This window comes from Streptomyces sp. NPDC003034, from assembly GCF_053591375.1.
In genome coordinates, this window is record NZ_JBSFTS010000001.1 from 12919 (window position 1) to 38819 (window position 25901).

General features: G+C 71.9%; 27 protein-coding genes and 1 pseudogene. 21 read left to right on the plus strand and 7 right to left on the minus strand.

Features of this window, described 5'->3' with window-relative positions; all coding sequences use genetic code 11:
• Window positions 1–51: 51 nt before the first annotated feature.
• The 5 genes from ACWDX7_RS00060 (at window position 52) to ACWDX7_RS00080 (ending at window position 3644) form a co-directional block, all read left to right on the plus strand.
• Complete coding sequence (locus ACWDX7_RS00060; RefSeq protein ID WP_451489051.1) at window positions 52–408, plus strand: hypothetical protein; 357 nt, start codon at window positions 52–54, stop codon at window positions 406–408.
• Window positions 405–761, plus strand: coding sequence for a hypothetical protein (locus ACWDX7_RS00065; RefSeq protein WP_451489050.1), 357 nt, complete (start codon window positions 405–407; stop codon window positions 759–761). The genes ACWDX7_RS00060 and ACWDX7_RS00065 overlap by 4 nt, the downstream gene beginning before the upstream one ends.
• Before the next feature lie 99 nt (window positions 762–860).
• A complete protein-coding gene (locus ACWDX7_RS00070) occupies window positions 861–2078 on the plus strand; it encodes a mucin-2 (RefSeq protein ID WP_451489049.1) in 1218 nt (405 codons plus the stop codon).
• Between the two features lie 149 nt (window positions 2079–2227).
• Window positions 2228–2818 (plus strand): hypothetical protein, encoded by a 591-nt coding sequence (locus ACWDX7_RS00075; RefSeq protein WP_451489048.1) that lies wholly within the window; start codon window positions 2228–2230, stop codon window positions 2816–2818.
• A 34-nt stretch (window positions 2819–2852) separates the two neighbouring features.
• Window positions 2853–3644: a hypothetical protein gene (locus ACWDX7_RS00080; protein WP_451489047.1), complete on the plus strand. Its 792-nt coding sequence runs from the start codon at window positions 2853–2855 to the stop codon at window positions 3642–3644.
• A gap of 78 nt (window positions 3645–3722) precedes the next feature.
• On the opposite strand, the gene ACWDX7_RS00085 is transcribed toward ACWDX7_RS00080, so the two are convergent.
• From ACWDX7_RS00085 to ACWDX7_RS00095, 3 genes are all read right to left on the minus strand, one after another.
• Window positions 3723–4760: a hypothetical protein gene (locus ACWDX7_RS00085; RefSeq protein WP_451489046.1), complete on the minus strand. Its 1038-nt coding sequence runs from the start codon at window positions 4758–4760 to the stop codon at window positions 3723–3725.
• An 8-nt stretch (window positions 4761–4768) separates the two neighbouring features.
• On the minus strand, window positions 4769–5416 hold the full coding sequence (locus tag ACWDX7_RS00090; protein WP_451489045.1) for a hypothetical protein: 648 nt from the start codon (window positions 5414–5416) through the stop codon (window positions 4769–4771).
• A 291-nt stretch (window positions 5417–5707) separates the two neighbouring features.
• On the minus strand, window positions 5708–6016 hold the full coding sequence (locus tag ACWDX7_RS00095) for a hypothetical protein (RefSeq protein WP_451489044.1): 309 nt from the start codon (window positions 6014–6016) through the stop codon (window positions 5708–5710).
• 254 nt (window positions 6017–6270) lie between these two features.
• Between ACWDX7_RS00095 and ACWDX7_RS00100 the strand changes: the two genes are divergently transcribed.
• From ACWDX7_RS00100 to ACWDX7_RS00160, 13 genes are all read left to right on the plus strand, one after another.
• The gene (locus tag ACWDX7_RS00100) at window positions 6271–6978 is read left to right on the plus strand and encodes a hypothetical protein (protein ID WP_451489043.1); all 708 of its coding nucleotides are present in this window, start codon (window positions 6271–6273) and stop codon (window positions 6976–6978) included.
• A 26-nt stretch (window positions 6979–7004) separates the two neighbouring features.
• Window positions 7005–7853: a hypothetical protein gene (locus tag ACWDX7_RS00105; RefSeq protein WP_451489042.1), complete on the plus strand. Its 849-nt coding sequence runs from the start codon at window positions 7005–7007 to the stop codon at window positions 7851–7853.
• Entirely contained in the window at window positions 7850–9157 is a 1308-nt protein-coding gene (locus tag ACWDX7_RS00110; protein ID WP_451489041.1) for a CpaF family protein, read from the plus strand. The genes ACWDX7_RS00105 and ACWDX7_RS00110 overlap by 4 nt, the downstream gene beginning before the upstream one ends.
• 7 nt (window positions 9158–9164) lie before the next feature.
• On the plus strand, window positions 9165–10106 hold the full coding sequence (locus tag ACWDX7_RS00115) for a type II secretion system F family protein (RefSeq protein ID WP_451489040.1): 942 nt from the start codon (window positions 9165–9167) through the stop codon (window positions 10104–10106).
• A complete protein-coding gene (locus ACWDX7_RS00120; RefSeq protein WP_451489039.1) occupies window positions 10103–11038 on the plus strand; it encodes a type II secretion system F family protein in 936 nt (311 codons plus the stop codon). Before ACWDX7_RS00115 ends, ACWDX7_RS00120 begins: the two co-directional genes overlap by 4 nt.
• Before the next feature lie 48 nt (window positions 11039–11086).
• Window positions 11087–11338 (plus strand): hypothetical protein, encoded by a 252-nt coding sequence (locus ACWDX7_RS00125; protein WP_451489038.1) that lies wholly within the window; start codon window positions 11087–11089, stop codon window positions 11336–11338.
• Window positions 11339–11351: 13 nt separating this feature from the next.
• On the plus strand, window positions 11352–11819 hold the full coding sequence (locus tag ACWDX7_RS00130) for a TadE family protein (protein ID WP_451489037.1): 468 nt from the start codon (window positions 11352–11354) through the stop codon (window positions 11817–11819).
• An 8-nt stretch (window positions 11820–11827) separates the two neighbouring features.
• Window positions 11828–12259 carry a TadE/TadG family type IV pilus assembly protein gene (locus ACWDX7_RS00135; protein ID WP_451489036.1) on the plus strand — a complete coding sequence of 144 codons (432 nt, stop codon included), beginning with the start codon at window positions 11828–11830 and terminating at the stop codon, window positions 12257–12259.
• Complete coding sequence (locus tag ACWDX7_RS00140) at window positions 12256–12717, plus strand: pilus assembly protein TadG-related protein (protein ID WP_451489035.1); 462 nt, start codon at window positions 12256–12258, stop codon at window positions 12715–12717. The genes ACWDX7_RS00135 and ACWDX7_RS00140 overlap by 4 nt, the downstream gene beginning before the upstream one ends.
• Window positions 12718–12782: 65 nt before the next feature.
• Window positions 12783–15770 (plus strand): BTAD domain-containing putative transcriptional regulator, encoded by a 2988-nt coding sequence (locus tag ACWDX7_RS00145; protein ID WP_451489034.1) that lies wholly within the window; start codon window positions 12783–12785, stop codon window positions 15768–15770.
• A gap of 3 nt (window positions 15771–15773) precedes the next feature.
• Complete coding sequence (locus ACWDX7_RS00150) at window positions 15774–16529, plus strand: prepilin peptidase (protein WP_451489033.1); 756 nt, start codon at window positions 15774–15776, stop codon at window positions 16527–16529.
• 98 nt (window positions 16530–16627) lie between these two features.
• The gene (gene mqnC / locus ACWDX7_RS00155) at window positions 16628–17827 is read left to right on the plus strand and encodes a cyclic dehypoxanthinyl futalosine synthase (RefSeq protein WP_451489032.1); all 1200 of its coding nucleotides are present in this window, start codon (window positions 16628–16630) and stop codon (window positions 17825–17827) included.
• Window positions 17828–17871: 44 nt separating this feature from the next.
• Window positions 17872–18546: an imidazolonepropionase-like domain-containing protein gene (locus tag ACWDX7_RS00160; RefSeq protein WP_451489031.1), complete on the plus strand. Its 675-nt coding sequence runs from the start codon at window positions 17872–17874 to the stop codon at window positions 18544–18546.
• A 108-nt stretch (window positions 18547–18654) separates the two neighbouring features.
• On the opposite strand, the pseudogene ACWDX7_RS00165 reads toward ACWDX7_RS00160, so the two are convergent.
• Both ACWDX7_RS00165 and ACWDX7_RS00170 read right to left on the minus strand, forming a co-directional pair.
• Window positions 18655–19032 (minus strand): annotated as a pseudogene (locus ACWDX7_RS00165) (LuxR C-terminal-related transcriptional regulator); the annotation flags it as partial.
• Window positions 18977–19909: a DUF3152 domain-containing protein gene (locus tag ACWDX7_RS00170; RefSeq protein ID WP_451489030.1), complete on the minus strand. Its 933-nt coding sequence runs from the start codon at window positions 19907–19909 to the stop codon at window positions 18977–18979. The pseudogene ACWDX7_RS00165 and the gene ACWDX7_RS00170, both read right to left, overlap by 56 nt.
• 288 nt (window positions 19910–20197) lie before the next feature.
• Between ACWDX7_RS00170 and ACWDX7_RS00175 the strand changes: the two genes are divergently transcribed.
• Both ACWDX7_RS00175 and ACWDX7_RS00180 read left to right on the plus strand, forming a co-directional pair.
• On the plus strand, window positions 20198–20890 hold the full coding sequence (locus ACWDX7_RS00175) for a demethylmenaquinone methyltransferase (RefSeq protein ID WP_451489029.1): 693 nt from the start codon (window positions 20198–20200) through the stop codon (window positions 20888–20890).
• An 11-nt stretch (window positions 20891–20901) separates the two neighbouring features.
• A complete protein-coding gene (locus ACWDX7_RS00180) occupies window positions 20902–21813 on the plus strand; it encodes a glutaminase (protein ID WP_451489157.1) in 912 nt (303 codons plus the stop codon).
• A gap of 248 nt (window positions 21814–22061) precedes the next feature.
• Here ACWDX7_RS00180 and ACWDX7_RS00185 read toward each other — a convergent pair whose 3' ends face one another.
• On the minus strand, window positions 22062–22604 hold the full coding sequence (locus ACWDX7_RS00185) for a GNAT family N-acetyltransferase (RefSeq protein WP_451489028.1): 543 nt from the start codon (window positions 22602–22604) through the stop codon (window positions 22062–22064).
• Window positions 22605–22725: 121 nt separating this feature from the next.
• Here ACWDX7_RS00185 and ACWDX7_RS00190 point away from each other — a divergent pair, with 121 nt between their 5' ends.
• Window positions 22726–24009 carry a geranylgeranyl reductase family protein gene (locus ACWDX7_RS00190; protein ID WP_451489027.1) on the plus strand — a complete coding sequence of 428 codons (1284 nt, stop codon included), beginning with the start codon at window positions 22726–22728 and terminating at the stop codon, window positions 24007–24009.
• A 149-nt stretch (window positions 24010–24158) separates the two neighbouring features.
• On the opposite strand, the gene ACWDX7_RS00195 is transcribed toward ACWDX7_RS00190, so the two are convergent.
• Entirely contained in the window at window positions 24159–25028 is an 870-nt protein-coding gene (locus tag ACWDX7_RS00195) for a C40 family peptidase (protein ID WP_451489026.1), read from the minus strand.
• Between the last annotated feature and the right edge of the window lie 873 nt (window positions 25029–25901).

The following is a 25901-nucleotide window of genomic DNA, read 5'->3' on the forward strand; positions in this document are numbered from 1 at the left end:
TCGAGGCGGGGGGTACGCGCAGGGAATCCACACGGACCGGAGGGAACTGGGATGGCGCAGGACAACGGACGGGTCAAGGACCGCAAGCGGCTGGGGAAGGAGGCCGGGGCGGTCCTCAAGGGGGTCCTCGGCGGCGACGCCACGCTGGTGAGCCCGCCCTCGCCCCTGGGGCCCGGGTCCGTCGCGGTCACCGCCTTCGAGGAGTCGGAGACCCGGTCGGCGGAGGAGATCACGGCCGCCCTGTCCGAGGTACTGGGCACGGCGGGCTGGACCGTACAGGAGCCGGACGACTCGGTTCCTTCCGCCGGGCCCGCGGTGTACGCGGTCCTGCCCGGCCTCGGCAGCGGATCCTTCGCCGTGGAGCCGCCCGCGGTCTCGTTCGCCGGTGTGCTGGAGGGCGAGGCGTGAGCGGCGCGCCCGACGACGGTTTCACGGAGGAAGTCCCGGCGGCGGAGGCCCTGTCCGCCGAGATCCGTGCCGCGATCAAGGCGGCCGCGCCCCGCGCCGTGTACCCGGACGACGAGTTCGAGGGCGGCTCCGCCCGCATCGCGGGGTGGGACCCGGAGGAGACGGCGTCCAACGACGCGCTGCTGCGTGACAGTACGCAGTACTTGGCGCGGCGCGGCTGGCGCGTGGCCACGGAAGCGACGGACAGTGACGACAGGTCCGCCCGGATCTCCAAGGAAGGGGTCGGGCGCGGACGCCTGTACGCCTCCAGCCGCGGGCTGACCTTCACCGGGAGCGTTGCACCGCTTCGCTGATGCGACGAGATGCCGAGGTGCCTTGTCGGGCCCGCCAACGTGCCGTATATGCTGCGCAGTTTGTAGGACTGCACGGATGTTCGCACGGGGGAGTGAGCGATGAGAAAGGCCAATCCGAAGGATCTCGAACAGCTCGCGAAGCTGCTGGACGGCAAGGGCGGATCGCGGGACGAGATCGAGGAGGCGTTCACACGCGCCTCGACACTCGGCGTCACGGCGAAGCTCGGCCCCCTGAGGCCGGTCCAGAGCTGGATCAGCGAAACCGCACCGGACTTGCGCAGGCGCGCCGGCATCCTGAGAGCGGAGAACGGGGACCCGACGGGCGGGTTCCTGTGGGCCGGCTTCTCGGCCGAGGATGCGGCGCTGCTGGCGATGAACCCGCAGCTGGCGATCCTGGCGGGCGCGGCCTCCTTGGCCGACAACGGCAAGTTCGACTGGGTGAAGCGTCAAAAGGGCGAGACGTACACCGAGTGGCAGAACCGGATGAAGAGCGACGCCGTCGCCAAGATCACCGGTGACAAGAACATGGGCGAGGTCGTCGCCGACTACTACGACCTGGTCGACTTCATCTCGACGGCTCCGGCCGCCCTGTTCAAGGGCGGCAAAGCGATCTGGGATCTCAAGAAGTACTGGGGCAAGGACCACAAGGCCCTGAAGGCGCCAGGAACCTTCCTTGCGCAGATGCTGCGCGGGCAGGGTTCCACGGGCACCATGACACTGGCCCGATACGGCGGCAGGGTCGGCCGAATGATCCCGCCCCCCTTGCTCAACTTCCTGGCCGGGAACGACAAGTACGCCGCGCTCGTCGGCAAAAGGTGGGCCTGGGAAGCGAATCTCCTCAAGGTGGGGGGCCCGGCGGCGCGGCTGCAGGGAGCGATGGGCGGCGGGGCCCTGTCGCGATTCGCCGCGGGCGCCGGAGCCACGCTGAAGACGGCCGGGTTCTGGCGAGGAGCCGGCATCGTGGGCAGTGTCGCGGCCACCGGTGTGGGGGCCTTCGAGCTGTACCAGAAGGGCAACCCGGTCGAGGCCTTCAAGAGGGACAAGGTCGGCTATGCGAAGGACGTCTCGGGCGTGGCGTTCAACGCCTCGCTGACGGCCGCCATGGTGGCGCCCAACCCCATCACGATCGGTGCGGTCGCGGTCACCGGACTGGTCTACGGAGGACTGGCGGTATGGGACAACTGGGACACGGTCAAGCAGTGGCCGGGCAAGGTGGCGGACGCGGCCGGCAAGGCCGGCGGGGCCATCAAGAAGGGTGCGGGCAAGCTGGTCGACGGCGCCAAGAATCTCGTGAGCAAATACAACCCATTCGACTGATGCGTGCCGTACCGAATTAACACACCGCGCGCCGGGATCGACGGGCGGGACTACCGCGCCGATATCGCGGGCCGTAGCCTCCCGTACTCCCCTCGGAGTCGCCAGGAGACCGGGCGGTAAACTGAATCCATTCGACCAAGGGGAGCCGAATGCACCGCATTCCTTTCGAACTTACCTACCGAGGGCCGGCCGAGGGGTATATCGAACGCGTCACGACTCACGCATGGTCGGGAGACGTGCCCGGCTTTGGGCAGATCGAGTTGAAGTTTCCGGTCAAGATTGTCGACAGCGACCACAGCACCCTGCTCTCCGCGGCCTGGGGGGAGCGGTTCCCCTCTGTCACCTTTGCCGGAGTCGGCTTCCGCTGGTACTTGCGGATGGCCATGATGAAGTTGACCGTCAACGAGTGGGAAGCGGTGTTCAAGCGACGGCGCCTGGCCGTGACGCGGCGGGGACGTGCCCTCCGTATCAGCATTTGTGGGCGTGAATACCGCTACCAGGTGCTCGCAAGCAAGCGTGAGCACGCGCTCATGCGTGACGGCGCCAGCGTCACCACGACCCGTTCGGAGTGGAGACACCCCCGGACGATCTCCGGCGTGGCGGAGGGGAATATCGACAATGTCGACGTCGCTCTGGCGATCGCCTTGCAGAGTATGTACACCCGCAATCTCACCTTCTGCGGCGCCTTGTATTCCCTTCCCGGCCGCATGCTGAGCCGGGCGGATCTGCCCGACTTCTGAGCACCGAACCGACTTAGCCCAAAAGGAATCTGACATGCCTTCGCTTGACGCTGCCCGCCGCCGTCTGCGGCTTGCCGACCCCCACATCAGCGTGCTCGGACTGCTCGTGGAGGAGGACGCGGTGCCCGCCGAGCTCGGTGCCGCGCACGCCGAGCTCCAGGCCGCCGGGATCGTCGGTGAGGACGGGGCCATCAGCGGCGACCTGTACCCGCTCGTTTCAACGCTGTTGGCGCCGCGCGTCATCGTGCGTACGGAGATCACCGGCCCCCAGGGCGTCTTGGAGAGCGGTGCGGTGATCGGTAACGACTTCGTCTTCGTGCACGAGGGCTGGCCCGGCGAGAGCGAGTCCGAGTACGTCCCCGTAGAGGCTCCGCTGCTGGTGCCCGCGCTCGGCCGCAGTGTCGATCTGCACGCCGACATCCTGGACGGCGCGGACCTCACCGAGGTGATCACTTCGACCACCGGCGAACTGGATGCGCTGATGGTGCGCATGGAGGCCGGCCAGGGCGAGGTGGACACCGAGGCGGTCGTACGGGAGACGGGCGCCCCGGCGCGTCTGGTCGAGGTGCTCGCGCAGCTGAACTGCATGTGGCGGATGACGGTGGCGTGGAAGAACGCGCACGTCGAGAACCCGGAGCCGACCTTCACGGGGTTGGCGGTCTGGGACTGCGGGATGGAGGGGTACTGGGTCCGCGAGCTGCCGGTGGAGCCCGTACGCGAGGGTGAGGTCAGCCTGGAGAGCCCGCTGCGGATCCGGCGCACCGACGCCAAGGAGCTGTGGCAGATGATCGCCGACCTCCTGCCGGAGGGCTCGGAGCTCGGCTGACCCCCGTACCCGGGAGGACTGTGCCCCAGCTGCCCGTCGCATGGGCGGCTGGGGCGTTTTCGGAGCGCCCGCGGCCGCTCAGCGGTTGACGGCCTGGATCTCCTGGACGGTGATGTTCTGGGGCTCGCCGTCGAAGGTGCCCGGGGGCAGCTCCTTCGCCTGCGGGTTGTTGGTGCCGGTCCAGGAGACCGTCCAGGTGACGGTGGCCTGGAGCGGGTAGGTGCCGCCTCCGGAGGAGCGGAGGTAGGTGACGCCGCAGGGCGGGGTCTGATTCTCCGATCCCGCCGTGAACGGGGTGCCGATACCCCCGCCGGGGTTGAGGGCGCATTCCCCGGAGCCGGGGTGGAGCGTGGCGTCCTGGGTACCCGGCTTCAACCGCATCGACTGCGCGGTCGCGGTGACGGTCGCCGAGAGGGTGGTGCCGCCCGCGCTGAGCGTGGCGGTGACGCTGACGGGCTTGAAGACGCTCCGGTCGAGCCAGGCCCACGTGGGCAGGTTCACCTTGGTGTTGGCGGCGGGCGCGAGCGTGACCTCGGAGTCCGGTATGGAGATCCGGCTGTAGGCGGACTGGGCGAGGATCTCGGGTGTGACGGCCTGCCGGAACGGCGGCGGTGTGCCGTTCTCCACCCACTCGGGCAGATCGCTGCAGGCGGAGGCCCCTGGTTCGTTCTCGCGGTTCTTGTCGCGGACGGCGACCCAGAAGGCACCCTGGTCGGCCTTGTCGAGGTTGTAGTTCTTGTACTTGCCGTCTTTGTAGATGTCCCGGTACTGACCCACCGCGGACTTGGCGTAACTGTGCTGGCCCGGGTAGTTGACGGTGGAGGTGTACATGTCCTCGACGTGGGCCTTGAACTCGGCGGCCGTGCGGGGCTCGTACCAGCACGCCGGTGGCGTCCAGTTGCCGGCCGCAGTGAACCGTTTCGCCGATCCGCTGCCGCCGCTGTTGTCGTTGCCGGCGGCGGCAGGGCTGTAGGTGACGTTGGAGTACAGGGTCTGACCCTGCCTGCCCGCCGTGGTCTCGCCGCCCCGGGAGTCGGTCGGCGGAATGTCCGCCGTCGCGGCGGCGGGTATCAGCGCGAGCGCGGTGGCCGTCGTTCCCACGGTGAGCCAGCGCATGGGAAGTCTTACGGTGTGCACGTCTTGTCCCCCCGCTTCGAAGTGAGCTTCGTGGTCTGCCAGACGCCCTTCTCGTTCTTGTCCAGCCGGGCGTTGAAGGTGACGTACGAGTTGTCCGTGACGGGGGTGGTGAGCACCTTGCCCGTCTTGCGCTCCTTGGCGAAGGCCTTGCCCTCGTCGGAGCAGTAGACGACGCCGGCCGACTTGTCGTCGAACATCTCGATCCGCGGCTTGAAGTAGCGCGTGGTCCCGGTGGGCGTCAGGCCGTCGTTCTTGAGCTTCGCGATCCAGGTCGAGGCCCCGATCAGCGCATCACCCTTGTGGTAGAAGGGGACGGCGGGCGATTCGGCCTCGTCACTCGCGATGGCCGCGTCGACGGAGTTGACGGCGTTGCCGATGTCCGCGAGGACGGCGTCCTTGAGGGGGTCTCCCGTCGTCCAGCCCTCGAACTCGTTCTTGAAGTCCGCGGGCAGTGTGACCTTCGGCCGACCCGCCGTGTCCGACGGGCTCGCGCTCGGGGAGGCGGGCGCGGTGGCGCTCTGCTCCGAGCCCGCGATCTTTTCGTCGGTCTTGCCGTTCCCTCCGCCGCATGCGGTCAGGAGCAGGGCGGCGGTCGCCGCGGCGGCGACTGCTACGGGCGAGGTACGGCGGTTCACTGGGCGGCTCCTGGTGGGACGAGGGTCGTCTGAAGCTGTTCGAAGCTACCCGCGCGGGCGTTGGTTTCGCCAGGGCGAATGCGACCGCATCGCGGACCGGTCAGCGGACAGAAGCGGGCACATCAGCCGACAGCAGATCAGGTCGATGCGCCTCAGCCAGCGGATCAGCCGCACACCCCCGCCGGCCGCCCCGCAACGTCAGCCGCCTGAGAGCCCGGCCCGTCAGTCCGCAACGTCGGCCCGACTCTTCAGCCCGACACCCCACGCCCCCGGTCAGCGCCTCCGCCCCCCTCAGCGGCTCCGCCGCCGGGCCACGAGGACGGCCGTGAAGGTGATGGCGGCCACGCCCGCGCACACAGCCGCGGCCACGAAGGGCATGTGCGGCCAGGCGGGAGCCTGGTAGCCCGGCTCGTACGGGGTCTGCGCGCACTCGGTGGTGGCGTCGCACACGAAGTGCTTGCCCGCGGTGAGCAGGAGGCCGGCCGCCACCCCGAAGCCCGCGAGGGTGAGGGCGGCGAGCAGCAGCGCCGCCGGCGCCGCGTACCAGGCCCCGTGGGGGCGGACGCGTGGCCGCAGGGCGTGAGGTGACGGCGCGTCCATCGGGACTCCTACGGCTCGGGGGCGGGGCGGTCGTCGGCCCATTGTCCCCGGCGGGAGAGGGCGTCGTCTGAGTACGCGTACTCATTTCCGGCCGGTGGAGCCCCATGGCGGCGGACTCGCCTTGAGGTGCTTATGTGCTACTGCTACCGTGCGATCACCTTGCTTTTTCTACGGTTCGGTCAAGTCGACAGCAACTCGGGTTCTGCTCGCGAATGACCGGTTTTGTCTGTCGCAGTGCACGGGGGAGCGTTGGAGTGAAGGTCCAGGAACGTTCGGGCGCGGCCGGCCACAGGAGTTCGGGGTCCGCTCAGGGCGTTGGCGAGCGGCTGCCCTCGACCGGGCGGGAGCGCAAGCCCGCCCTCGCCGCACTGGCGGTCCTGCTCATCCTCGTCGGCGCCCTCGGAGCCACGGTGCTCGTCCTGCGGGCCGGTGAGCGGATCGAGGTCGTCCGGCTGTCGGCCGACCTACCGGCGGGCAAGTCCGTGAGCGATGCCACCATGACTCCCGTGATGGTGGCCGACGACGCGGCCGTGCACTACGTGCGGTGGGAGCGGCGGCACAGCCTGAAGAAGCTCCAGGCCAAGAACAACCTCGTGGCGGGCACCATCGCGATCGGCGAGATGTTCTCCGAGGGCAAGGGCCTGCCCGAGGGCAAGGCCTACGTCGGCCTCTCCCTCAAGGAGGGCCAGTACCCGGCCGGGCTCAAGGTCGGCGACCACGTCGCCGCCTACCGCGTCGGTACCGAGACCGCCAAGCCGGCGGGCAACGGCTCCGCCGCCACCGAGGCCCTGCTCGTACGGGATGCCAAGGTCAACGACGTCATCGTCGGCGAGGCCGACACCATCCGCAGCGGCAACCTCCCCGTCACCGTCATGGTCAACACCAGCGAGATCGGGCCACTGACCCAGGCAGCCGCGGCCGGCCTGGTCGCCCTCGTGCTGATCCCGTCGACGTCCGGCTGATTCACGGGCGCAAGGAAGCAGACAACATGGCGCTCATCGCACTGGCCGCTGACAAAGGGTCACCCGGCGTAACGACCGCGGCCGTCGCGCTCTCGGCCGTCTGGCCGCGCCGCACACTGCTCGCGGAGACCGACCCGGCGGGCGGGGATCTCGTATACCGCAGCTCGGCCAGCCACGGCGGTCCGCTCAACCCCAACACCGGCATGCTCTCGATCGCCGCCACCGCGCGGCGCGGCCTCGCCCCCGACCAGCTGTGGGACCACGCGCAGACGATGTCCGGAGGCCTCGACGTGCTCGTCGGCCTCGGTTCGTCCGAGCAGTCCGCCGGCCTGGTCGGCCAGTGGTCCCTGCTCGGCCGGGCCTTCGCCGCGCTCGGCGAGTCCCCGCACGCACCCGCCGACGTCATCGCCGACTGCGGGCGCATCGGTGGCGACGGCCCCGCGCTGGAGCTGTTCGCCCAGGCGAGCCTCGTCCTGCTCATCGCCCGTACGCAGCCCGAGAGCATCGCCCGCGTACGGGACAGGGCCCTGGCCCTCTCCGGCCGGCTGCACGGCGCCCAGCGCGGCGCGGCCCAGCTGGCCACCCCGCTGCTGGGCGTGCTGCTGATCACCGACCCCAAGGAGTCGGGTCGGGTCGCCAACCAGGTCAACGACATGCTCGTCGCCTCGCATTCGGGTGTGCGCGTCCTGGGCACCCTGGCCCACGACCCGCAGGGCGCCGAGCAGTTGGCCGGGCGCCGCCGGGGCCGGCTGGACAAGTCCCTCCTGATCCGCTCCGCCCGGCAGGTCTCCTTCGACCTGAACCAGCAGTACGGCGCCGCGTGGGCCGCGGCCGCCGGTCCTGCCGCCGGCCACGGCCCGGGTGCGGTGCGATGAGCGTCGTCGACCACCAGCTCGTCAAGCGGTTCCGGCAGGAGGCGGGCGACCGCATCGCCGAGCAGCGCCGCCTGGACCAGCTGTCGGGCCTGCCCCAGATGTCCGGTGAGGACGAGCGGCAGTACGCCCGCGCCGTCATCGCCCAGATCCTGGAGGACCACGCCCGCGGTGAGATCAACGCGGGCCGCACCCCCTTCGACGCGGAGACCGAGGAGCAGTTCGCGGCCGCCGTGCACGCCGCGCTGTTCGGCGTCGGCAGGCTGCAGCCGCTGCTTGACGACGCCGAGGTCGAGAACATCGACATCAACGGCTGCGACCAGGTCTTCGTCGGATACGCCGACGGCAGGGAGGTCCGCGGCGACCCGGTGGCCGAGACCGACGAGGAGCTCGTGGAGCTGATCCAGGTCCTCGGCGCGTACTCCGGCCTCTCCTCGCGCCCCTTCGACTCCGCCAACCCCCAGCTCGACCTGCGGCTGCCCGACGGCTCCCGCCTGTCGGCGGTCATGGACGTGACCCGGCGCCCCTCGCTCTCCATCCGGCGCGCCCGCATGGGCAAGGTCTTCATATCGGACCTCGTCGGCAACGGCACCCTCACGCCGGAGCTGGCCCACTTCCTGTCCTGCGCGGTCCGTGCCCGCAAGAACATCATGATCGCGGGCGCCACCAACGCCGGCAAGACGACGCTGCTGCGCTCCCTCGCCAACGAGATACCTCCGACGGAGCGGCTGATCACGGTGGAGCGGGCCCTGGAGCTGGGCCTCGACCAGTTCCCGGAACTGCACCCCAACGTCGTGGCCTTCGAGGAGCGGCTGCCCAACTCCGAGGGGCAGGGCGCCATCATGATGTCGGAGCTCGTGCGCCGCTCGCTGCGCATGAACCCCTCCCGGGTCATCGTCGGCGAGGTGCTCGGCGACGAGATCGTCACCATGCTCAACGCCATGTCGCAGGGCAACGACGGCTCCCTCTCCACCATCCACGCCAACAGCTCCAGCGAGGTCTTCAGCCGTATCTCCACCTACGCGCTGCAGGCCGCCGAACGGCTGCCCATCGAGGCCAGCCAGATGCTGGTGGCCGGTGCCATCAACTTCGTGGTCTTCGTGGAGCGCCGCAACGCCTACCACAGCGGCGGCAGGCTCCGCCGCGTGGTGACCTCCGTACGCGAGGTGAACGGCGTGGACGGCCGGGTGCTCTCCAGCGAGGTCTTCGCGGAGACCTCCGACGGCCGCGTCGTACCCCACGCCCCGATCTCCTGCATCGAGGACCTCATTCCCTTCGGCTACCGACCCAGCGGATCCTGGGGGTGAGGCGGACATGAACGGCATCACCTCCATGGGAGGCCTCTTCTCGCTGCCCGTCCTGTACGCGCTGGTGTGCGGCCTGGTGGTCGGCGGCGGGATCGCCCTGCTCACGGCCGCCCTGCGCGGACTGCCGGTCAAAGCGGAACACGAGAAGGCCAATTCGCGGGAGCGTCTCGCCGAGCTGGCCAGGTTCGCCGGCCGCCGCGGTTCCCTCGCGGTCGGCATGGCCCTCGTCATCCTGCTGCTGACCCGCTGGGCGGTGGCCGGCATCGCCACCGGCGTCCTCGTCTTCTTCTGGGACCGCCTCTTCGGCGGCGCCGCCGAGGAGCGGGCCGCCATGCGCCGCGTCGAGGCCCTGGCGGCCTGGACCGAGGCGCTGCGCGACACCATCGCCGGAGCGGTCGGCCTGGAACAGGCCATCCCGGCGTCGGCCCGCGCCGCGGCCCCCGCCCTGCGGCCCCACCTGGAGACGCTGGTCGACCGGCTGCGTGCCCGTATGCCGCTGCCGGACGCCCTCCAGCACCTCGCCGACGAGATCGACGACGCGTCCGCCGACATCATCGTGGCCGCGCTCATCCTGAACGCGCGGCTGCGCGGCCCGGGTCTGCGGCAGGTGCTCGGCGCGCTGGCCAAGTCCGCCCGCGAGGAGGTCGACATGCGCCAGCGCGTGATGGCGCAGCGCTCCAGCACCCGCCGCAGCGTGCAGATCGTCGTCGGCGTCAGCGTCGCCTTCGTCCTGGGCCTGTCCATCTTCAACCGCGAGTTCGTCTCCCCGTACAGCACGCCGGTGGGCCAGGCCGTCCTGGCCTGCGTGTGCGGCCTGTTCGCGCTGGGCTTCTGGTGGCTGCGCAAGCTGTCCACCATCGAGACGCCCGAACGCTTCCTGGTCCGCGACGAGCAGCCCGTCCGTTTCGCGAAGCCCCCGTCCGAACGTGAGGAGGTCGGTCCGAGGTGAACCTCACCCTTCCGGTCGTGATCGGGGCGATCCTCGGTCTCGGCGTCTACGCGCTCGTGCGGGCCCTGGTGCCCTCGAAGCCCGGCGCGGTCGCCACCGTGGCCCGGATCGACGCGATGCGGGCGCGCGGGGTGCTGTACGGGTCCCCCGGTCGCGCGGCCCCGAAGCACGAGGACTCCGGGCGGCTCGACACCCTCAGGGCCCGCGTCGGCGTCCGTATCGCGGACCTCTACCGGCAGCAGGGCTGGGAACTGCGCTCGCTGCGCGCCGACCTGGCCGTTCTGGAGCGCAGCTGGGAGCACTTCCTGGCGACGAAGATCCTCCTGGGTGCGGCGGGCCTCTTCTTCGGCCCCTTCCTCTTCGCGATCGTCTGGACGCTGAAGCTCGGCAGCGGACCGGTCATCCCGGTCTGGATGGCGCTGGGCTGCGCGGCCGTCTTCTTCTTCCTCCCGGACCTGGAGGTACGACGGGACGCGGCAAACAAGCGCCGGGACCTGAGGCGCGTCATCGGCGCCTATCTCGACCTCGTCTCGATGAACCTGGCCGGCGGCCGCGGCCTGCCCGAGGCACTCATGGCCGCCGCCGAGATCAGCGACGGCTGGGCGCTGCGCCGCATCCGCAACACCCTGGGGGACGCCCGGATCACCGGCACCAGCCAGTGGCAGGCGCTCGGCGCACTCGGCGAAGAGCTGGGCGTGGAGGAGCTCAAGGACCTGGCGAGCGCGCTCGGCCTCGTGGCGGACGACGGCGCGAAGGTACGGGACTCCCTGGCCTCCCGGGCCGAGACCATGCGGCACCGGGAGATGGCCGAGATCGAGGGCAGCGCCGGCGAGAAGTCGCAGTCGATGCTGGTCGCCCAACTCCTGCTCTGTGCCGGCTTCCTGGTCTTCCTGATCTTCCCGGCGGCGCTGCGCGTCTTCCAGGGCGCCTGAGCCTTCCGCTTCCATCCGTACCGACTCCCCGAGAGGACTCCCCCCACCATGAACGGAATCCGTGCCAGCCACCCGGCTGTGGACTTCCTGGTCACATTCCTGCAGGGCCGTGTGCAGCGCGCCCGTTCCGGCGAGCTCGACCGCGGCGCCTCCGCCGTCGAATGGGTGATCATCTCCGCCGTCGTCGTGGCGATCGTCGGAGTCGTCGCGGCGATCATCAGCAAGGCGCTCGACACCGGGGCGACGAAGGTCGGCGAGTGCATCGCGGGCGCCAACCAGTCCGGCACCTGCAAGAAGTAGCAGCCTCTTCCCCGTGACCGATGCCGTGATCCGCTGCGCCCACCGGCTGCGCGGTGCCGTACGCCGCAGGACGGAGGCCGCCTCCGCCCGCGGCGACTGCGGCATGACCGCGATCGAGTTCGTCTTCCTCACACCGCTGCTGTTCTTCATGATCTTCGCGGCGGTGCAGTTCGCCCTGTACTCCTTCGCGGACCAGGTGGCGCAGGCCGCCGCCCAGGCCGGCGCGCGCGAGGCGCGGGCCACGGCGGACGCCAGCCCGAGCGCCTGGCGGGGCAAGGCCGACGCCACCGCTCGCGGCTACATCCAACAGCTGGGGCCCCAGTTGGTGCTGCGGCCGGACGTGGTGATCGACCAGCCGGCGCCGAACACCGTACGCGTGGTGATCACCGCCGACGTGCCCAGCATCGTGCCGGGCCTGAACCTGACCGTGCACACGCAGTCCAGCGGGCCGGTCGAGCGTTTCGTGCCGGAAGGGGGCTGACGAGCGCGATGATTCTCCGGATACCGCGTCGGGTGCGCGGCCGCGTGGCCGACGACAGGGGCATCTCCACCCTGGAAGTGGTGATCATCGCCCCCGTCTTCTTCCTCTTCATCCTGGTCCTCGCCGCCTTCGGCCAGCTCGTGCAGGGCCGTGGCGCCGTCGACGGCGCCGCGCGCGACGCGGCCCGGGCCGGCTCCATCCAGAAGAACCAGGACCGTGCGATGGCCGAGGCGAACAAGGCGGCGCAAGCCGGTCTGAGCGATGTGTGCGCGGGCCCGGTGACGGTCCAGAAGACCAGCGCGGGCTTCGAACCCGGCGGGTTCTTCACCGTGGAGGTCAGCTGCGAGATCCGCGGCCTGGCCATGCTCGGCATCGACGTCCCCACCAGGATCAGCGGCACCTCCACCTCCTCGCTCGACCCTTTCCGGAGGGCCGCGTGAGGGGGCTGGACGGGCTGCGCGCCCGGCTGCGCGCGCGGGGGGCCGAACTGGACGACCGGGGTTCCGGCGCCGGCGCCCTCATCATCTTCAGCATGCTCTTCCTGGCCCTGGCCGCCTTCGTGATCGACGGCGGCATGGCGATCTCCCAGCGGGAGCGGGCGGCGGACATCGCCGAGCAGGCCGCACGGTACGCGGCGCAGGACATCGACCGGGCCGCGCTGTACGCCGGCACGGGCGGCGCGCCGATCAACTTCCAGAACTGCGACGCGCGGGTCAACGAGTTCGCCCGGGTGGCGAGAATGACACCCCCGGACATCGCGGCGTCCGGCTGCGTCTCCGCCAGCGCCCAGCGGGTCCAGGTCGAGATCCAGCTCACCTACCGGCCCGTGCTGGGCCTGTACCACCGGGGACCGGTCACCGTACGGGGCAGAGCGGTCGCCGAGTCCCTGACCGGATAGCCCGGTCCGGATACTTGGCCCTCGACCCCGTCCCGCCCACCGCTCTCTCCTTACAGGAAGCCGCCATGGCACGCAGAACCTCCCGTACGAGCGCCGCACCCCGACCGCGGCGGACCTTCGGCGACATCGTCAAGGCGTTCCTCGCGTTCCTCGCGCTGACCGCGCTCGTGCTCGGCGTCCCGGCGGCGCTCGCGTCGCAGGTCGGCTGGCCGCTGCCGGACGAGGTGCCGTCGCTGGACGTGCTCAGCCAGCAGATCACCGTCGACACCTTCATCAGTGTGCTCACCGTGGTGGTGTGGCTGGCCTGGGCGCAGTTCACCGCCTGCGTCCTGGTCGAGGTCAAGGCCGCCGTCTCCGGATTCGGGATGCCGGCGCGCGTGCCCGCCGCCGGCGCGAGCCAGGCCCTCGCCCGGCAACTGGTCGCGGCCCTGCTGCTGGTGAGCGCCGGAGCGGCGAGCTTCGCCCCCGGCCTCGCCCAGATCGGCCACTCACCGGCGGACGAGAACCGCCCGGGCGTGGCCGCGTCCGCCCAGCAGACCCCCGGACAGCAGGCCCGGCAGGCGGCCCAGGACCGGGTCGCGGAGCAGGCGGAGACCGACCGGAAGGCGGCCGAGCAGGCGAGGGAGGAGGGCACGAAGTTCTACCGGATCCAGCCGCCCCAGGGCCGCCACCACGATTCGCTGTGGGAGATCGCCGAACGGCACCTGAACGACGGGCGCCGCTACTCGGAGATCTACGAGCTGAACAAGGACCGGGTGCAGCCGGACGGCGAGAAGCTCTCCAAGGCCAGCCTGATCCGGCCGGGCTGGATCATGGAAATGCCGGCGGACGCCTTCGGGGGCGATCTCGTGGAGATGCCGGACGAGGCGCCCAAGGTCTCCGAGAAGGTGCTCGGCCAGATCCAGCAGTACGCCAAGAGCGGCGATCAGGCACAGGACGCCGGCGCTACGGGCAAGGGGAAGGGCGCGGCCGCCGCCACGGGCGCCGTGGACACCGACACCACGCAGATCGTGCTGCCCCGGGACTGGGCCGCGCAGGACAAGTCCCGGGCCGCCGCCCCGGCGCCGGAGCAGGCACAGCAGCAGGCACCGGCTCAGGACCAGGCGCAGGACCAGGCGCACGAGCAGGCGCAGGCCACGGCCGCCGACGACTCCTCCTTCGGCCTCCCCGAGGCCCTCCTCGCCTCCCCCCTCCTGGCCGCGGGACTGCTGGCCGCGCTCGGCCGCCGTCGCCGCACCGCCCTGTGGCAGTCCGCGATGAGCGCCGTCTCCGGCCGCGGCGCCGTCGTCCCGCCCGTCCCCACCGGCGAGGCGGCCAGCGTCCAGGACGCGCTGCTGGTGGGCGCCGACCCCGACGCCGTACGCCGTCTCGACCGCTCCCTGCGCGGCCTGTCCGAGGCGCTCACCGCGGCCTCCCGCCCGCTGCCGACCGTGTACGCGGCCTGGCTCACCGACGGGGAGATCCACCTCCAGCTCGGTGACGGGGAGGAGCCCCCGCCCGCGCCCTGGGAACCGGGCCAGGACCAGACGGTCTGGCGCCTCGGCCAGGCGGCCGCCGACGCCTCCCCGGCCGGCGACACCGCGGCCCCGTACCCCGGACTGGTCAGCCTCGGCACGCATCAGGGCAACCGCCTGCTGCTGAACCTGGAGTCCGTACCGGGCGTCGTCTCGCTGCTCGGCACACCCGACGACCGGGCCGCGGTGATGTCCTCCATCGCCGCCGAACTGGCCACCAACGGCTGGTCGGACCGCCTGACCATCACCCTGGTGGGCTTCGGTGAGGACCTCATCGCCCTCGCCCCCAGCCGCCTGCGCCACCTGCCGGGGATCGAGGACCTGCTGCCGGTCATGCAGGCGGAGACCGGGCAGCGGGCGGGCGCGCTCGGCGCGGCCGGCCACGACTCCGTCCTCATCGGCCGCGCCGGCCACGCCCAGAACAACAGGTGGGCGCCCCACCTCGTGCTGCTCGCCGCCGAACCGACGCCGGCGCAGGCCGCCGAGCTCGCCGCCCTCGGCACCGGCGCCGCCCGCCTCGGCATCGGCTATCTCATCGGAGCGCCGACGAAGGAACTGCTCAGCGCCACCTGGGAGCTGGAGGTCACCTCCGACGGCCGGCTGCTCGCCCCGGTACTGGGCCTCGAACTCCAGGCGCAGACCCTGCCCCGGGCCCAGCACGAGGCGGTCGTCAGCCTCTTCCGGGACGCCGAAGGTGCTTCCGACCGCGACCCGGACCCGGGCTCGCCGCAGTTCCTCGTCGACATCACCGAGGCCGGCCGGCCCGCCGTGTACGCCCGGCTCATCGGCCCCTTCGAGATCATCGGCCTGGACGCCCCCGAGCCCGACCGGGCGGCTCTCCTGCGCGAGGCGCTCGCCCTGTGCCTGCTGCACCGCGAGGGGGTCAACCCCCGGGTGCTGGCCGCCGCGCTGTGGCCGCGCGGGGTGCCGGACGACGTCCGCGACGCGCTCATCGACCGGCTGCGGGAGTGGCTCGGCAACGAACCGGACGGCAGCCCCCGCCTGCGCGCGGGCGCCGCCGGCCGCCTCACCCTGGCGCCGTCCGTCGTCTCCGACCTGGACGTGCTGCGCTCACTGCACCACGAGGCGACCCAAGGCCGCGGGGCGCGCAACGCGAACGTGCGCGAGCGGCTGCTCACCGACGCACTGGGCCTCGTACGGGGCGGTCTGCTCCCGGACCGGCCCCAGGGGCGGTACGGATGGCTCGCCCACGAGATCGTCGACGCGCAACTCCCCCTGCTCGTCAGCGAGGTCGCCATCGCCCTGGGCCGGCACCACCTGGCCAAGGAGCAGCCCGAACCGGCCATCACCGCGCTCTCCACGGCCATGTCCCTCTCGCCCGCCGACGACCGGCTGTGGAACGAGCTCCTGCGGGCCACCCACGCCACCGGTGACACCGGCCGTCTGACGACCCTCGCCGCCGCGCTGACCGCGCGCGCCGTCGAGCTCGGCGGCGGCCGCGGTCTGCCGCCGCGCACCACGGCCCTCCTGGACGAGCTGCTGCCGAACTGGCGCGGCGACAGCGCCCAGGCGGGCTGACGGATGGACCTCACGGCGGCCCTGGTGGTGGCCGGCGCCGCCGTATGGGGCGCCGCCTGCGGCCTTCTGGTGCCGCGCGCCGCATACCGGCTCGCGGTCGCCCCGGAGGACCCCTGGCGCACCCACTGCCCGGCCGACCACCGGCTGACGGGAGCGGCCCGCGGATGGCTGGGCCGGGCGGCCTGCCCGCCCTGCGGCCCCGAGGGCGGGCGGTACGCGCCCGTCCCGGTCCCGGTGGTCCTCACGACGTCGGTGTGCGCGGTCCTCGCCGCGGCGGCCGGGCCCCGCCCGGAACTGTTCGTGTGGCTGGCCGTCGCGCCGTTCGGGGTGCTGCTCGCGCTGGTGGACCGGGCGGTGTTCCGGCTGCCCGACGCGCTGACGCTGCCGCTCGCGGCGGTCACGGCGGGCGGACTCGGCCTGGCGGCGCTGGCCCCGCAGAGCGCCGGATCCTGGCCGAGGGCCTTGCTCGGCGGTCTCGCGCTGGGCGGCTGCTACCTCGTACTGTTCCTCGTCAACCCCCGCGGCATGGGCCTCGGGGACGTCAAGCTCGCCCTCACCCTGGGCCAGATCCTGGGCTGGTACGGCTGGCCGGTGCTGTTCGCCGGGACCTTCGCGGCCTTCCTCGCGGGCGCCGTCCACGGCCTCGGCCTGATCCTGCTGCGCCGCGCCGGCCGCAAGACGGCGATGCCCTTCGGCCCGTACATGCTCGCCGGGGCGCTGGCGGGCGTCCTCTGCGGCGCGGCCGGCGGATTCGGCTGAAGCCAGGGCCTAGGGGGTGTGCGGGATACCGCCATGACCCCTGGCGTAGGCTGGATCGGTCCGGACCTCTTGACACACCGCCGAAAGGTGACGCACCGGTGACCGACCAGGCCGTTCTCCAGTCTGTCCTCGACCGCGCCGCCGCTGGGGGCCGGATCACCCGGGAAGAGGCGCTCGACCTCTACCGCCACGCGCCGCTCCACGCGCTCGGCCAGGCCGCCGACGCGGCGCGCCGCCGCCGGTACGCGGGCAGCGAGCACATCGCGACGTACATCATCGAGCGCAACATCAACTACACCAACGTGTGCGTCACGGCGTGCAAGTTCTGCGCCTTCTACGCGGCCCCCAAGGACACCAAGAAGGGCTGGTCCCGCGACCTCGACGACATCCTGCGCCGCTGCGCGGAGACCGTCGAGCTCGGCGGCACGCAGATCATGTTCCAGGGCGGGCACCACCCGGACTACGGCGTCGAGTACTACGAGCACCACTTCTCCGCCATCAAGAAGGCCTTCCCGCAGCTGGTCATCCACTCCCTCGGCGCGTCCGAGGTCGAGCACATGGCCAAGATCTCGGGCGTCTCGGCCGAGGAGGCCATCCGCCGCATCCACGCGGCCGGTCTCGACTCCTTCGCGGGCGCCGGCGCCGAACTGCTGCCGGAGCGGCCCCGCAAGGCCATCGCCCCGCTCAAGGAGTCCGGCGAGCGCTGGCTGGAGATCATGGAGATCGCCCACGCCCTGGGGGTGGAGTCCACCTCCACCATGCTGATGGGCACCGGCGAGACCAACGCCGAGCGCATCGAGCACATCGCGATGATCCGGGACACCCAGGACCGTACGGGCGGCTTCCGCGCCTTCATCCCGTACACCTACCAGCCCGAGAACAACCACCTCAAGGGCCGCACCCAGGCGACCGTCTTCGAGTACCTGCGGATGATCGCCATCGCCCGCCTCTTCCTCGACAACATCGCCCACATCCAGGGCTCCTGGCTCACCGTCGGCAAGGAGGCGGGCCAGCTCTCCCTGCACTACGGCGCGGACGACCTCGGCTCGATCATGCTGGAGGAGAACGTCGTCTCCTCGGCCGGTGCCAAGCACCGCTCCAACCGCCAGGAGATCATCGACCTGATCCGCAAGGCGGGCCGTACTCCGGCGCAGCGCGCGACGACGTACGAGCACCTCCTCGTGCACGACGACCCGGCGAACGACCCGGTCGACGACCGCGTGGTCTCGCACATCTCCTCCACCGCCATCGAGGGCGGCACGGCGCACCCCGAGCTGAAGCTCATCGCCACGAACTGACACCGCGTACCCGACTGCCCGAACGGAACCGGACCGACGCCACCGTGCTGACGCTTCACACCGCCGAACTCCTCGTCCCCGGGCCGCGCAGCACACCGCTGAGCGGCGGAGCGGTGCTGGTCGAGGGGGACCGGATCGCCCGCGTGGGGGCGTACGAGGACCTGGCCGCGGCCTATCCGCACGCCCGCGCCCGCCGCTGGCCCGGCGTGCTCACGCCGGGACTGCTGGCGCGCGGGGCGGACGAGCTGCTGGAGCGCACGTACTACCCGGACGACCCGTACGAGGTCACCGAGCTCGGAGCCGGCCCGATCAGCGGCGCCGCCGCCCTGGACGCCCTCAAGATGACCGAGGCGCGCTGGGGCAGCAGTGCCCGGCGCGGCACGCAGAAGCTGCTCGCCCGCGGGGTGGTGGCGGTCACCGGCCGCTTCGCGATCCCGGCGGTCCGCACGGCGGTGGCCCGCTCCGGGCTCACGATCCTGCCGCCGGCGCCCGGCGAGGGCGCGCCGCCTTCACCGGACCTTGCCCCGGACTTGGTCCGCGGGGACCCCCTGGCCGGACTGGACACGGCCGAGCAGGCCTTCTACGGGACCCTGGAGCCGGGCGCCCCGGCCCGCTTCGCCGTCTTCGCGGTGGCGGACCTCCGGACGCTGCTGGAGGCCGGCGCGACCACCTGCGTGGCCACGGTCATCGGGGGCCGGCTGCTGCACCGCCGCCGCTGAGCCGGGGGAGGTCCGCCGGGGGTGCGCGGAAGCCTCCCGGGCGAGGGCGGCCAGCAGGCAGGCCTGGAGGCGGCTGACCCCGCCCAGCTTCACCCGTATGTTGACGACGTGGAACTTGACCGTGCTGACGGACAGCCGCAGCTTCGAGGCCAGTTCCGCGTTGGAGGCGCCGGTGGCCAGGCACAGGAACACGGCCGACTCCTGCTCGGTCAGCTGGACCGCGGGCGGCGCCTGCGGCCCGGCCTGGATTCCGGGCGGCGCCTGTGGGCCGGCCTGGACCGCGGGCGGCGCCTGTGGGCCGGCCTGGGCTCCAGGCAGCCCCGGCGGCTCCTCGTAGGCGGGGAACCACGCCGGGACGGTGAAGCTGACGACGCGCACGGTTCCACTCCTCGCCCCCCGGCCGGTCACCCGTGATGACCGGCTCCCCTCCCTAGGGAACGCGCGGGCCCGCCAGATAGGTTCCGTTCCGGTCGAACGGCCAGGCATTCGACTCGCAGCCGAGCAGGCCCTTGATCTGCTGCATCATCGCAGGCGCGGGCTTCCCCGGGCCCGGGCAGGTCTCGTGCTCGCGGCCGAGTTCGTGCCCCACCTCGTGGTTGACGATCAGCGCCCGGTACTCCTCCACCGTGCCGTTGAACTGCGGCGATCCCTCCCGCCAGCGCTTGAGGTTGACCACGACCGTGTGGCCGGCCCGGCAGTTGGTCTCGCCGATGAGCGCGGGCGTGATCACGTCGCACAGCCGGTCGGTGGTGGCGGGCGTCGCGATCTTCACCGTGAAGTCCACCGGCGTGCCCGCTCCGGCCAGCTGGAATCCGTAGGCCGGGTCCGCGGTCCAGCCGCGCGGATCCCCGAGGATCGCCTCCACGGCATGGGCGGCCGTGTCCGGGTCGATCCCGCTGCCCTCCTCGGCCTCCAGCCGCCAGCGCAGCGCGGGCCCCCTGCCCTGGGGCGGACCGGACACGGCGGAGGGCTTGAAGACACCCGGCCCGGAGGCCGGTACCGCGGCCGGGGACGAGGAGGCGCCGACGGCCGGGGAGGGCGAGGCGGGAGCGGCCTGCGGCGGCGAAGGCGCGGCGGAGGACCAGCCGGGGGCCGGGGACCGCTGGCCGCCGTGCGGGGCCGCCTCCGCCCCTTCGCCCGGGGCGTCCTGCCCCTCCTGCGGGTCCGGCCGGGCGGCCGTCCGGCCGTCCGCGACCGCGGCGGTCTCCTCCAGCGGCACCAGCGCGTACGCGGCCGCCGCCCCCGAGACGGCGACCAGCGCCGCCGAGCCGAGGAGCGTCCGCCGCAGCCGCCTGCGCCGCTCCGCCCGGCGCTGGGCGCGCGGACCGAGGCGGGAGCGACCGGTGGTATGGCCTGCCGGCATCGTGAAGCCCTCTGTTCCATGGCGGCCGCTGCCGGACCGGGCCGCTGCTCGGCACCAAGATCCGGCGGGTGACCCTCACCGGGCCGCGCACCCGCCAGTCAACGCGCCCGCACGGCACCGGCGTAACTGTCCTTCGGGCCAGTTGTGCGCCGCCGCGCCCGGAGCCCCCGCCCGGAGCCCCCGCCCGCGCCCGGTGCCCCCGCCGCCCGGGGGCCGGACGGCCTGGCCGGCCTGAGAGGATGGGGCGGTACCCGCCGATCCGCATCGCACACCGAGGGGCGAACGCCAGTGACAAGGGCTTCCCTGGACAAGCAGCCGCACGAAGTCGCCTCCATGTTCGACGGGGTGGCGGCCAACTACGACCTCACCAACGACGTCCTCTCCCTCGGCCAGGCCCGGCTGTGGCGCAAGGAGGTCGCCAAGGCGGTCGGCGCGCGCCCCGGGCAGCAGATCCTCGACCTGGCCGCCGGAACCGCCACCTCCTCGCTGCCCTTCGCCGCGGCCGGTGCGTACGTCGTCCCCTGCGACTTCTCCCTCGGCATGCTCCGCGAGGGCAAGAAGCGCAACCCGTGGCTGCCGCTGACCGCGGGCGACGCGACGAGGCTGCCGTTCAAGGACGAGGTCTTCGACACCGTGACGATCTCCTTCGGCCTGCGCAACGTCCAGGACACCGACGCCGCCCTGCGCGAGCTGTACCGAGTGACCAAGCCCGGCGGCCGGGTCCTCATCTGCGAGTTCTCGCAGCCCACCTGGGCGCCCTTGCGCACCGTCTACACCGAGTACCTGATGCGCGCGCTGCCGCCCGTGGCGCGCGCCGTCTCGTCCAACCCGGATGCCTACGTGTACCTCGCCGAGTCCATCCGCGCCTGGCCGGACCAGCCCGCGCTCGCCGCGCTCCTGCGGAAGGCCGGCTGGGGCCAGGTCGCCTGGCGCAACCTGAGCGGCGGCATCGTGGCGCTGCACCGGGGCACCAAGGTCTGACGGCCGTGTCCCTGGACTACCCGGCCCTGCTGGAGCGGATCGCGTCCGACATCGCCCCGATGGTCGGCGGCGGCACGCCCGCCGAATACATCCCGGCGCTCGCCTCCGTGGATCCGCGGCGGTTCGGGATGGCCATCGCCGACCTCGACGGAAACGTCTTCGGGGTCGGCGACTGGCAGGTGCCCTTCTCCGCCCAGTCCATCACCAAGGTCTTCGCGCTGGCCCTGGCGCTGGCCGAGGGCGGCGACAGCCTGTGGGACCGGGTCGGCCGGGAGCCCTCCGGCAACCCCTTCAACTCCCTCGTACAGCTGGAGTACGAGAACGGCATCCCGCGCAATCCCTTCATCAACGCGGGCGCCCTCGTGGTCACCGACCGGCTCCAGAGCCTGACCGGCGACGCGAGCAGCGAACTGCTGGAGTTCCTACGGGCGGAGAGCGGCAATCCGGACATCGGCTTCGACGCGGAGGTCGCGGCCTCCGAGCAGGAGCACGGTGACCGCAACGCCGCCCTCGCCCACTTCATGGCCGCGTACGGGAACATCGACAACCCGGTACCGGCCCTGCTGGACCACTACTTCTGGCAGTGCTCCATCGAGATGAGCTGCGCCGACCTGGCCCGCGCCGGGCGCTTCCTGGCCCGGCACGGACTGCGCGCGGACGGCTCGCGGCTGCTGACCCGCAGCGAGGCCAAGCAGATCAACGCGGTGATGCTGACCTGCGGGACGTACGACGCGGCGGGCGAGTTCGCCTACCGCGTCGGGCTGCCGGGCAAGAGCGGGGTGGGCGGTGGGATCGTCGCCGTCGTGCCCGGCGCGTGCACCCTGGCGGTGTGGAGCCCCGGCCTGGACGCCCGGGGGAACTCCGTCGCAGGCGTGGCCGCCCTGGACCGGTTCACGACCCTGACGGGCCTGTCCGTTTTTTGACGCGCCGCTCGCACCGCTCGGCGCCGGGGCGCCTTCCGGGGCTTCCCGCCGCTGCGCCGGACTCCGTCCGTCGGGGGCCGGGCGGGAGCCCGGGGGCCGGTGCCCCGTCGCCCCACCCATCCGCGTACCGACCATCCCCGCCAGGGCGTCGCACCGGACGCAGTCCAGGAGTTGGGGGCGCGGGTGCGGGCAGAGCCCGGGAAACGGCGGAAGGGCGGGGCGGGGAGCTGCCCCGGGCGGCGGCCCGGCTACTCGCCCCGCAGGGAGAGCGTGTAGCGGCGGCCCGGGTTGCCTCCCGGAGTGGTGAACTCCTCGGCCAGCTCCATCCCCAGCCGCTCCGCCACCGCGACGGACCGCGCGTTGCGGGCGTCGATCATCGCGACCACGTGCGGGACACCGGCCTCGCGGACCCGCTCCAGCGTGGCCAGCGCCGCCGCGTACGCGTACCCGCGCCCCCACGCGGAGCGCCCCAGCCGCCAGCCGATCTCGATCTCCCCGACCGGCCCCCAGTCCTGGCGCGGCCACGGCTGGGCACCGGTGAAGCCGAGCACCGAGCCCTCCTCGTCCAGCAGCGTCCACAGGCAGTACCCGAGCTGTGCGTCGTGCATCCGCTGGCGGGCCGTGAACTCCACGTACGAGGACAGCTCGGCGGGACCGCCCAGGAACTCCATGACGTCGGGATCGGCGAAGACGCCGTGCCAGGCGTGCGCGTCCTCGTGCGTCGGTACGCGCAGCCGTACGGCGGGGAGCGGCCGGGCCGGCGCCGAGGGGGTGGAAGGCGCCAGGGACACGGGCGACGTGGGCGAGCTGGTCAACGGGATGGCCCTTCTGATCGCGGTCTCTCTCGCTGCATAGACTGCACGTGTCCGGTGCCGCCTGGCACCCTATATCGAGCCTTCGGGAGACCCCGCAGTGACCGAGCCCCTCTCCGAACACTCCGCGGATGTGATCGTCGTCGGGGCCGGCCCCGCCGGCGCGACCACCGCCTACTACCTCGCCAAGGCCGGACTGGACGTCCTGCTGCTGGAGAAGACGGCGTTCCCGCGCGAGAAGGTCTGCGGCGACGGACTGACGCCGCGCGCCACCAAGCAGCTGGTGGCGATGGGCATCGACATCTCCGAAGAGGCGGGCTGGCTCCGCAACAAGGGCCTGCGGATCATCGGCGGCGGGCAGCGGCTCCAGCTGGACTGGCCGGAACTCGCCTCTTACCCGGACTACGGACTCGTCCGCAAGCGCGACGACTTCGACGAGACCCTGGCCCGCCAGGCCCAGAAGGCGGGCGCGCGCCTGTACGAGCGCTGCAACGTCGGGGAACCGGTCCGCGACCCGCGCACCGGCCACATCACCGGCGTGCAGGCGAAGCTCGGCGAGGAGAAGACCCCGGTCACCTTCAGCGCCCCGCTGGTCGTCGCGGCCGACGGCAACTCCTCCCGGCTGTCCCTCGCCATGGGCCTGCACCGGCGCGAGGACCGCCCGATGGGCGTCGCGGTGCGGACGTACTTCACCTCGCCCCGGCACGACGACGACTACCTGGAGTCCTGGCTGGAGCTGTGGGACCGGCGCGGCGCCCAGGACCGGCTGCTCCCCGGCTACGGCTGGATCTTCGGCATGGGCGACGGCACGTCCAACGTGGGCCTCGGCATCCTCAACTCCTCCTCCGCCTTCAAGGAGCTGGACTGGCGCGAGGTCCTCAAGGCCTGGTGCGCGTCCATGCCCGCGGACTGGGGCTACACCCCCGAGAACATGACGCAGCCGATCCGGGGCGCGGCCCTGCCGATGGCCTTCAACCGGCAGCCGCACTACACCAAGGGCCTGCTGCTGGTCGGCGACGCGGGCGGCCTCGTCAACCCGTTCAACGGCGAGGGCATCGCGTACGCCATGGAGTCCGGCCAGATCGCGGCCGACGTCATCGTGCAGGCGCACGCCCGCTCCACCCCGGCCCAGCGCGAACTGGCCCTGCACAGCTACCCGAAGGTGCTCAAGGAGACCTACGGCGGCTACTACACCCTGGGCCGCGCCTTCGTGAAGCTGATCGGCAACCCGAAGGTCATGAAGGTCGCGGCCCAGCGCGGCCTGAGCCACCCGGTGCTGATGCGGTTCACGCTGAAGATGCTGGCCAACCTGACCGACCCGACGGGCGGCGACGCGATGGACCGCATCATCAACGGCCTCTCGAAGGTGGCCCCCAAGGCCTGAGGGCCTTAGGGCTTGAGGCCTGAGGGCCGAAGAAGCCCGGGGCCGAAAACCCAAGGGCCGGTACTCCACCCCCGAGCGGGGGAGTACCGGCCCTCAACCGTCTGGGACGCCGCAGACGGCCCAAACGGTTTCAGACGAGCTCAAACGGTTCAGAGAACGCGGACGGCGCCCGTCGGCTTGTCGTAGCTCATGGAGCGCTCGACGATGCCCGTGCTGGGGTTCTGCGCGCCGACGAACTTGCCGCCGCCGACGTAGACGGCGACGTGGTAGGCGCTGCCCTTGGCTCCCCAGTACAGGATGTCGCCCGGCTGCAGGGCGCTCAGCGAGACCGAGGTGCCCGCCGAGGACTGTGCCTGGGACATGCGCGGCAGGGTGATGCCGGCCTGGCGGTAGGCAGCCTGGACGAGGCCGGAGCAGTCGAAGGAGGACGGGCCGGTGCCGCCGCTGACGTACGCCTTGCCGACCTGGGCGCGGGCGAAGTTCACGATGGCCGCGGCGGAGCCGGTGGCCGGGGCCCTGACACCGGTGGTGGTGTCGGCGGAGGCGGTGCCCTTGGAGTCGGAGCCGGAGGCGGAGGCGGAGGCCGAGGCGGTGGCCAGCGAGGTGCGGGCGGCGCTGCGGCCGGCGCGCTCGGCCGCGGCCTTGCGGTCCGCTTCCTCCTTCGCCTTCTTCTCGGCATCGGCCTTCTGCTGGGCGTCTTCCTTGGCCTTCTTCGCCTCGGCGGCGGCGCCGGTACGGGCGGTCTCCTCCAGGGCGTTCAGTTCGCCCTCGACGGCGGCGGAGCGGGTGTTCTCGGCGGCGGCGGTGACGGCGGAGGCCACCTCGGCGCTCAGGTCGAGGCTGAGGACCGGCATCTCCAGCGTCGTCTCGGCCACGGGCTCGGCCGAGGGGGACGCGCTCGCCGTTCCGGCCATGGCGAGGGTGCTGAGGACGCCACCGGCAACTCCGGCGCGGACCGCGAGCTTCGAGGCGCTGCGGCGGGGCTTCCGGTGGCTGGGTATGTGAGCGGTGTGGGACATGAGGACAACCGCTATCAGGGGGCAGAGGTTCCCTTCAAGAAACGTGGGGTGCGCCACAGTTGTGCGCGAAAGGGTCGAACCGGGCGCGTCATGGCTTTGTTTGACGCCGTAACGGGCCAAACGGACACCCCGTCACGAGCCTGTGATCATGGGGTTTCTGCAATAAGTCCGGATTGATCCACGGTCTACCATCTCGCTGCACAGATGGCCAAGCCCTCCTTCGGTAGGAGGCATTCCGTGTGGTGCAGGTCACAGCTGCGTCACGCTGCGGCGGACATCGAGGGGCGGCCGGGGCCGCCCCGTGGCCCGGCCGTCATCGGGACGCGAACCGGTGGCGGCCCGGTCGGCGGCCGGGCGTCCGGCGCGCGGCCGCGCCGGCCCCGTGGCCGACGGACCGGGCGAGCGGGCGGGGCGGACAGGGGGCAGGCGCGTTAGTGAACGGACGCACGTGCGCGACGGCGCCGTCGCCGCCCTTCCGCCCCCGCGTCCACCTCGGTACGCACGGGCTCCCTCGACCGGGCGACCCGGATCCCTTTACCACTGCCACGGTCGTCGTGCCAATTTGTGTGCAGTTACCATGTTTGATAATGGCTCCACCTCTCCTACCTGCGGTAACGAGCCTCGATGTCACGTTTGGTGATCATGTGGATGCTTCGCGTATGAAGATCACCACTCATCGGAGTTCATGATCGTTCGCCGGGTGGTGGAGATCACAAACTCCTTACCGCCACCCGTGTCGCAGATCACAGAGGAGCGGGCATAAGATGCGCAGCAGTCCGGCTTGTGAACTGCCTCACATGCGATCACCTTCACCCGGGCGATCTTCGCGAGGCGGGGCATGCGGTGCCGGTGCGGCGGTCCAACGGTCAAGGA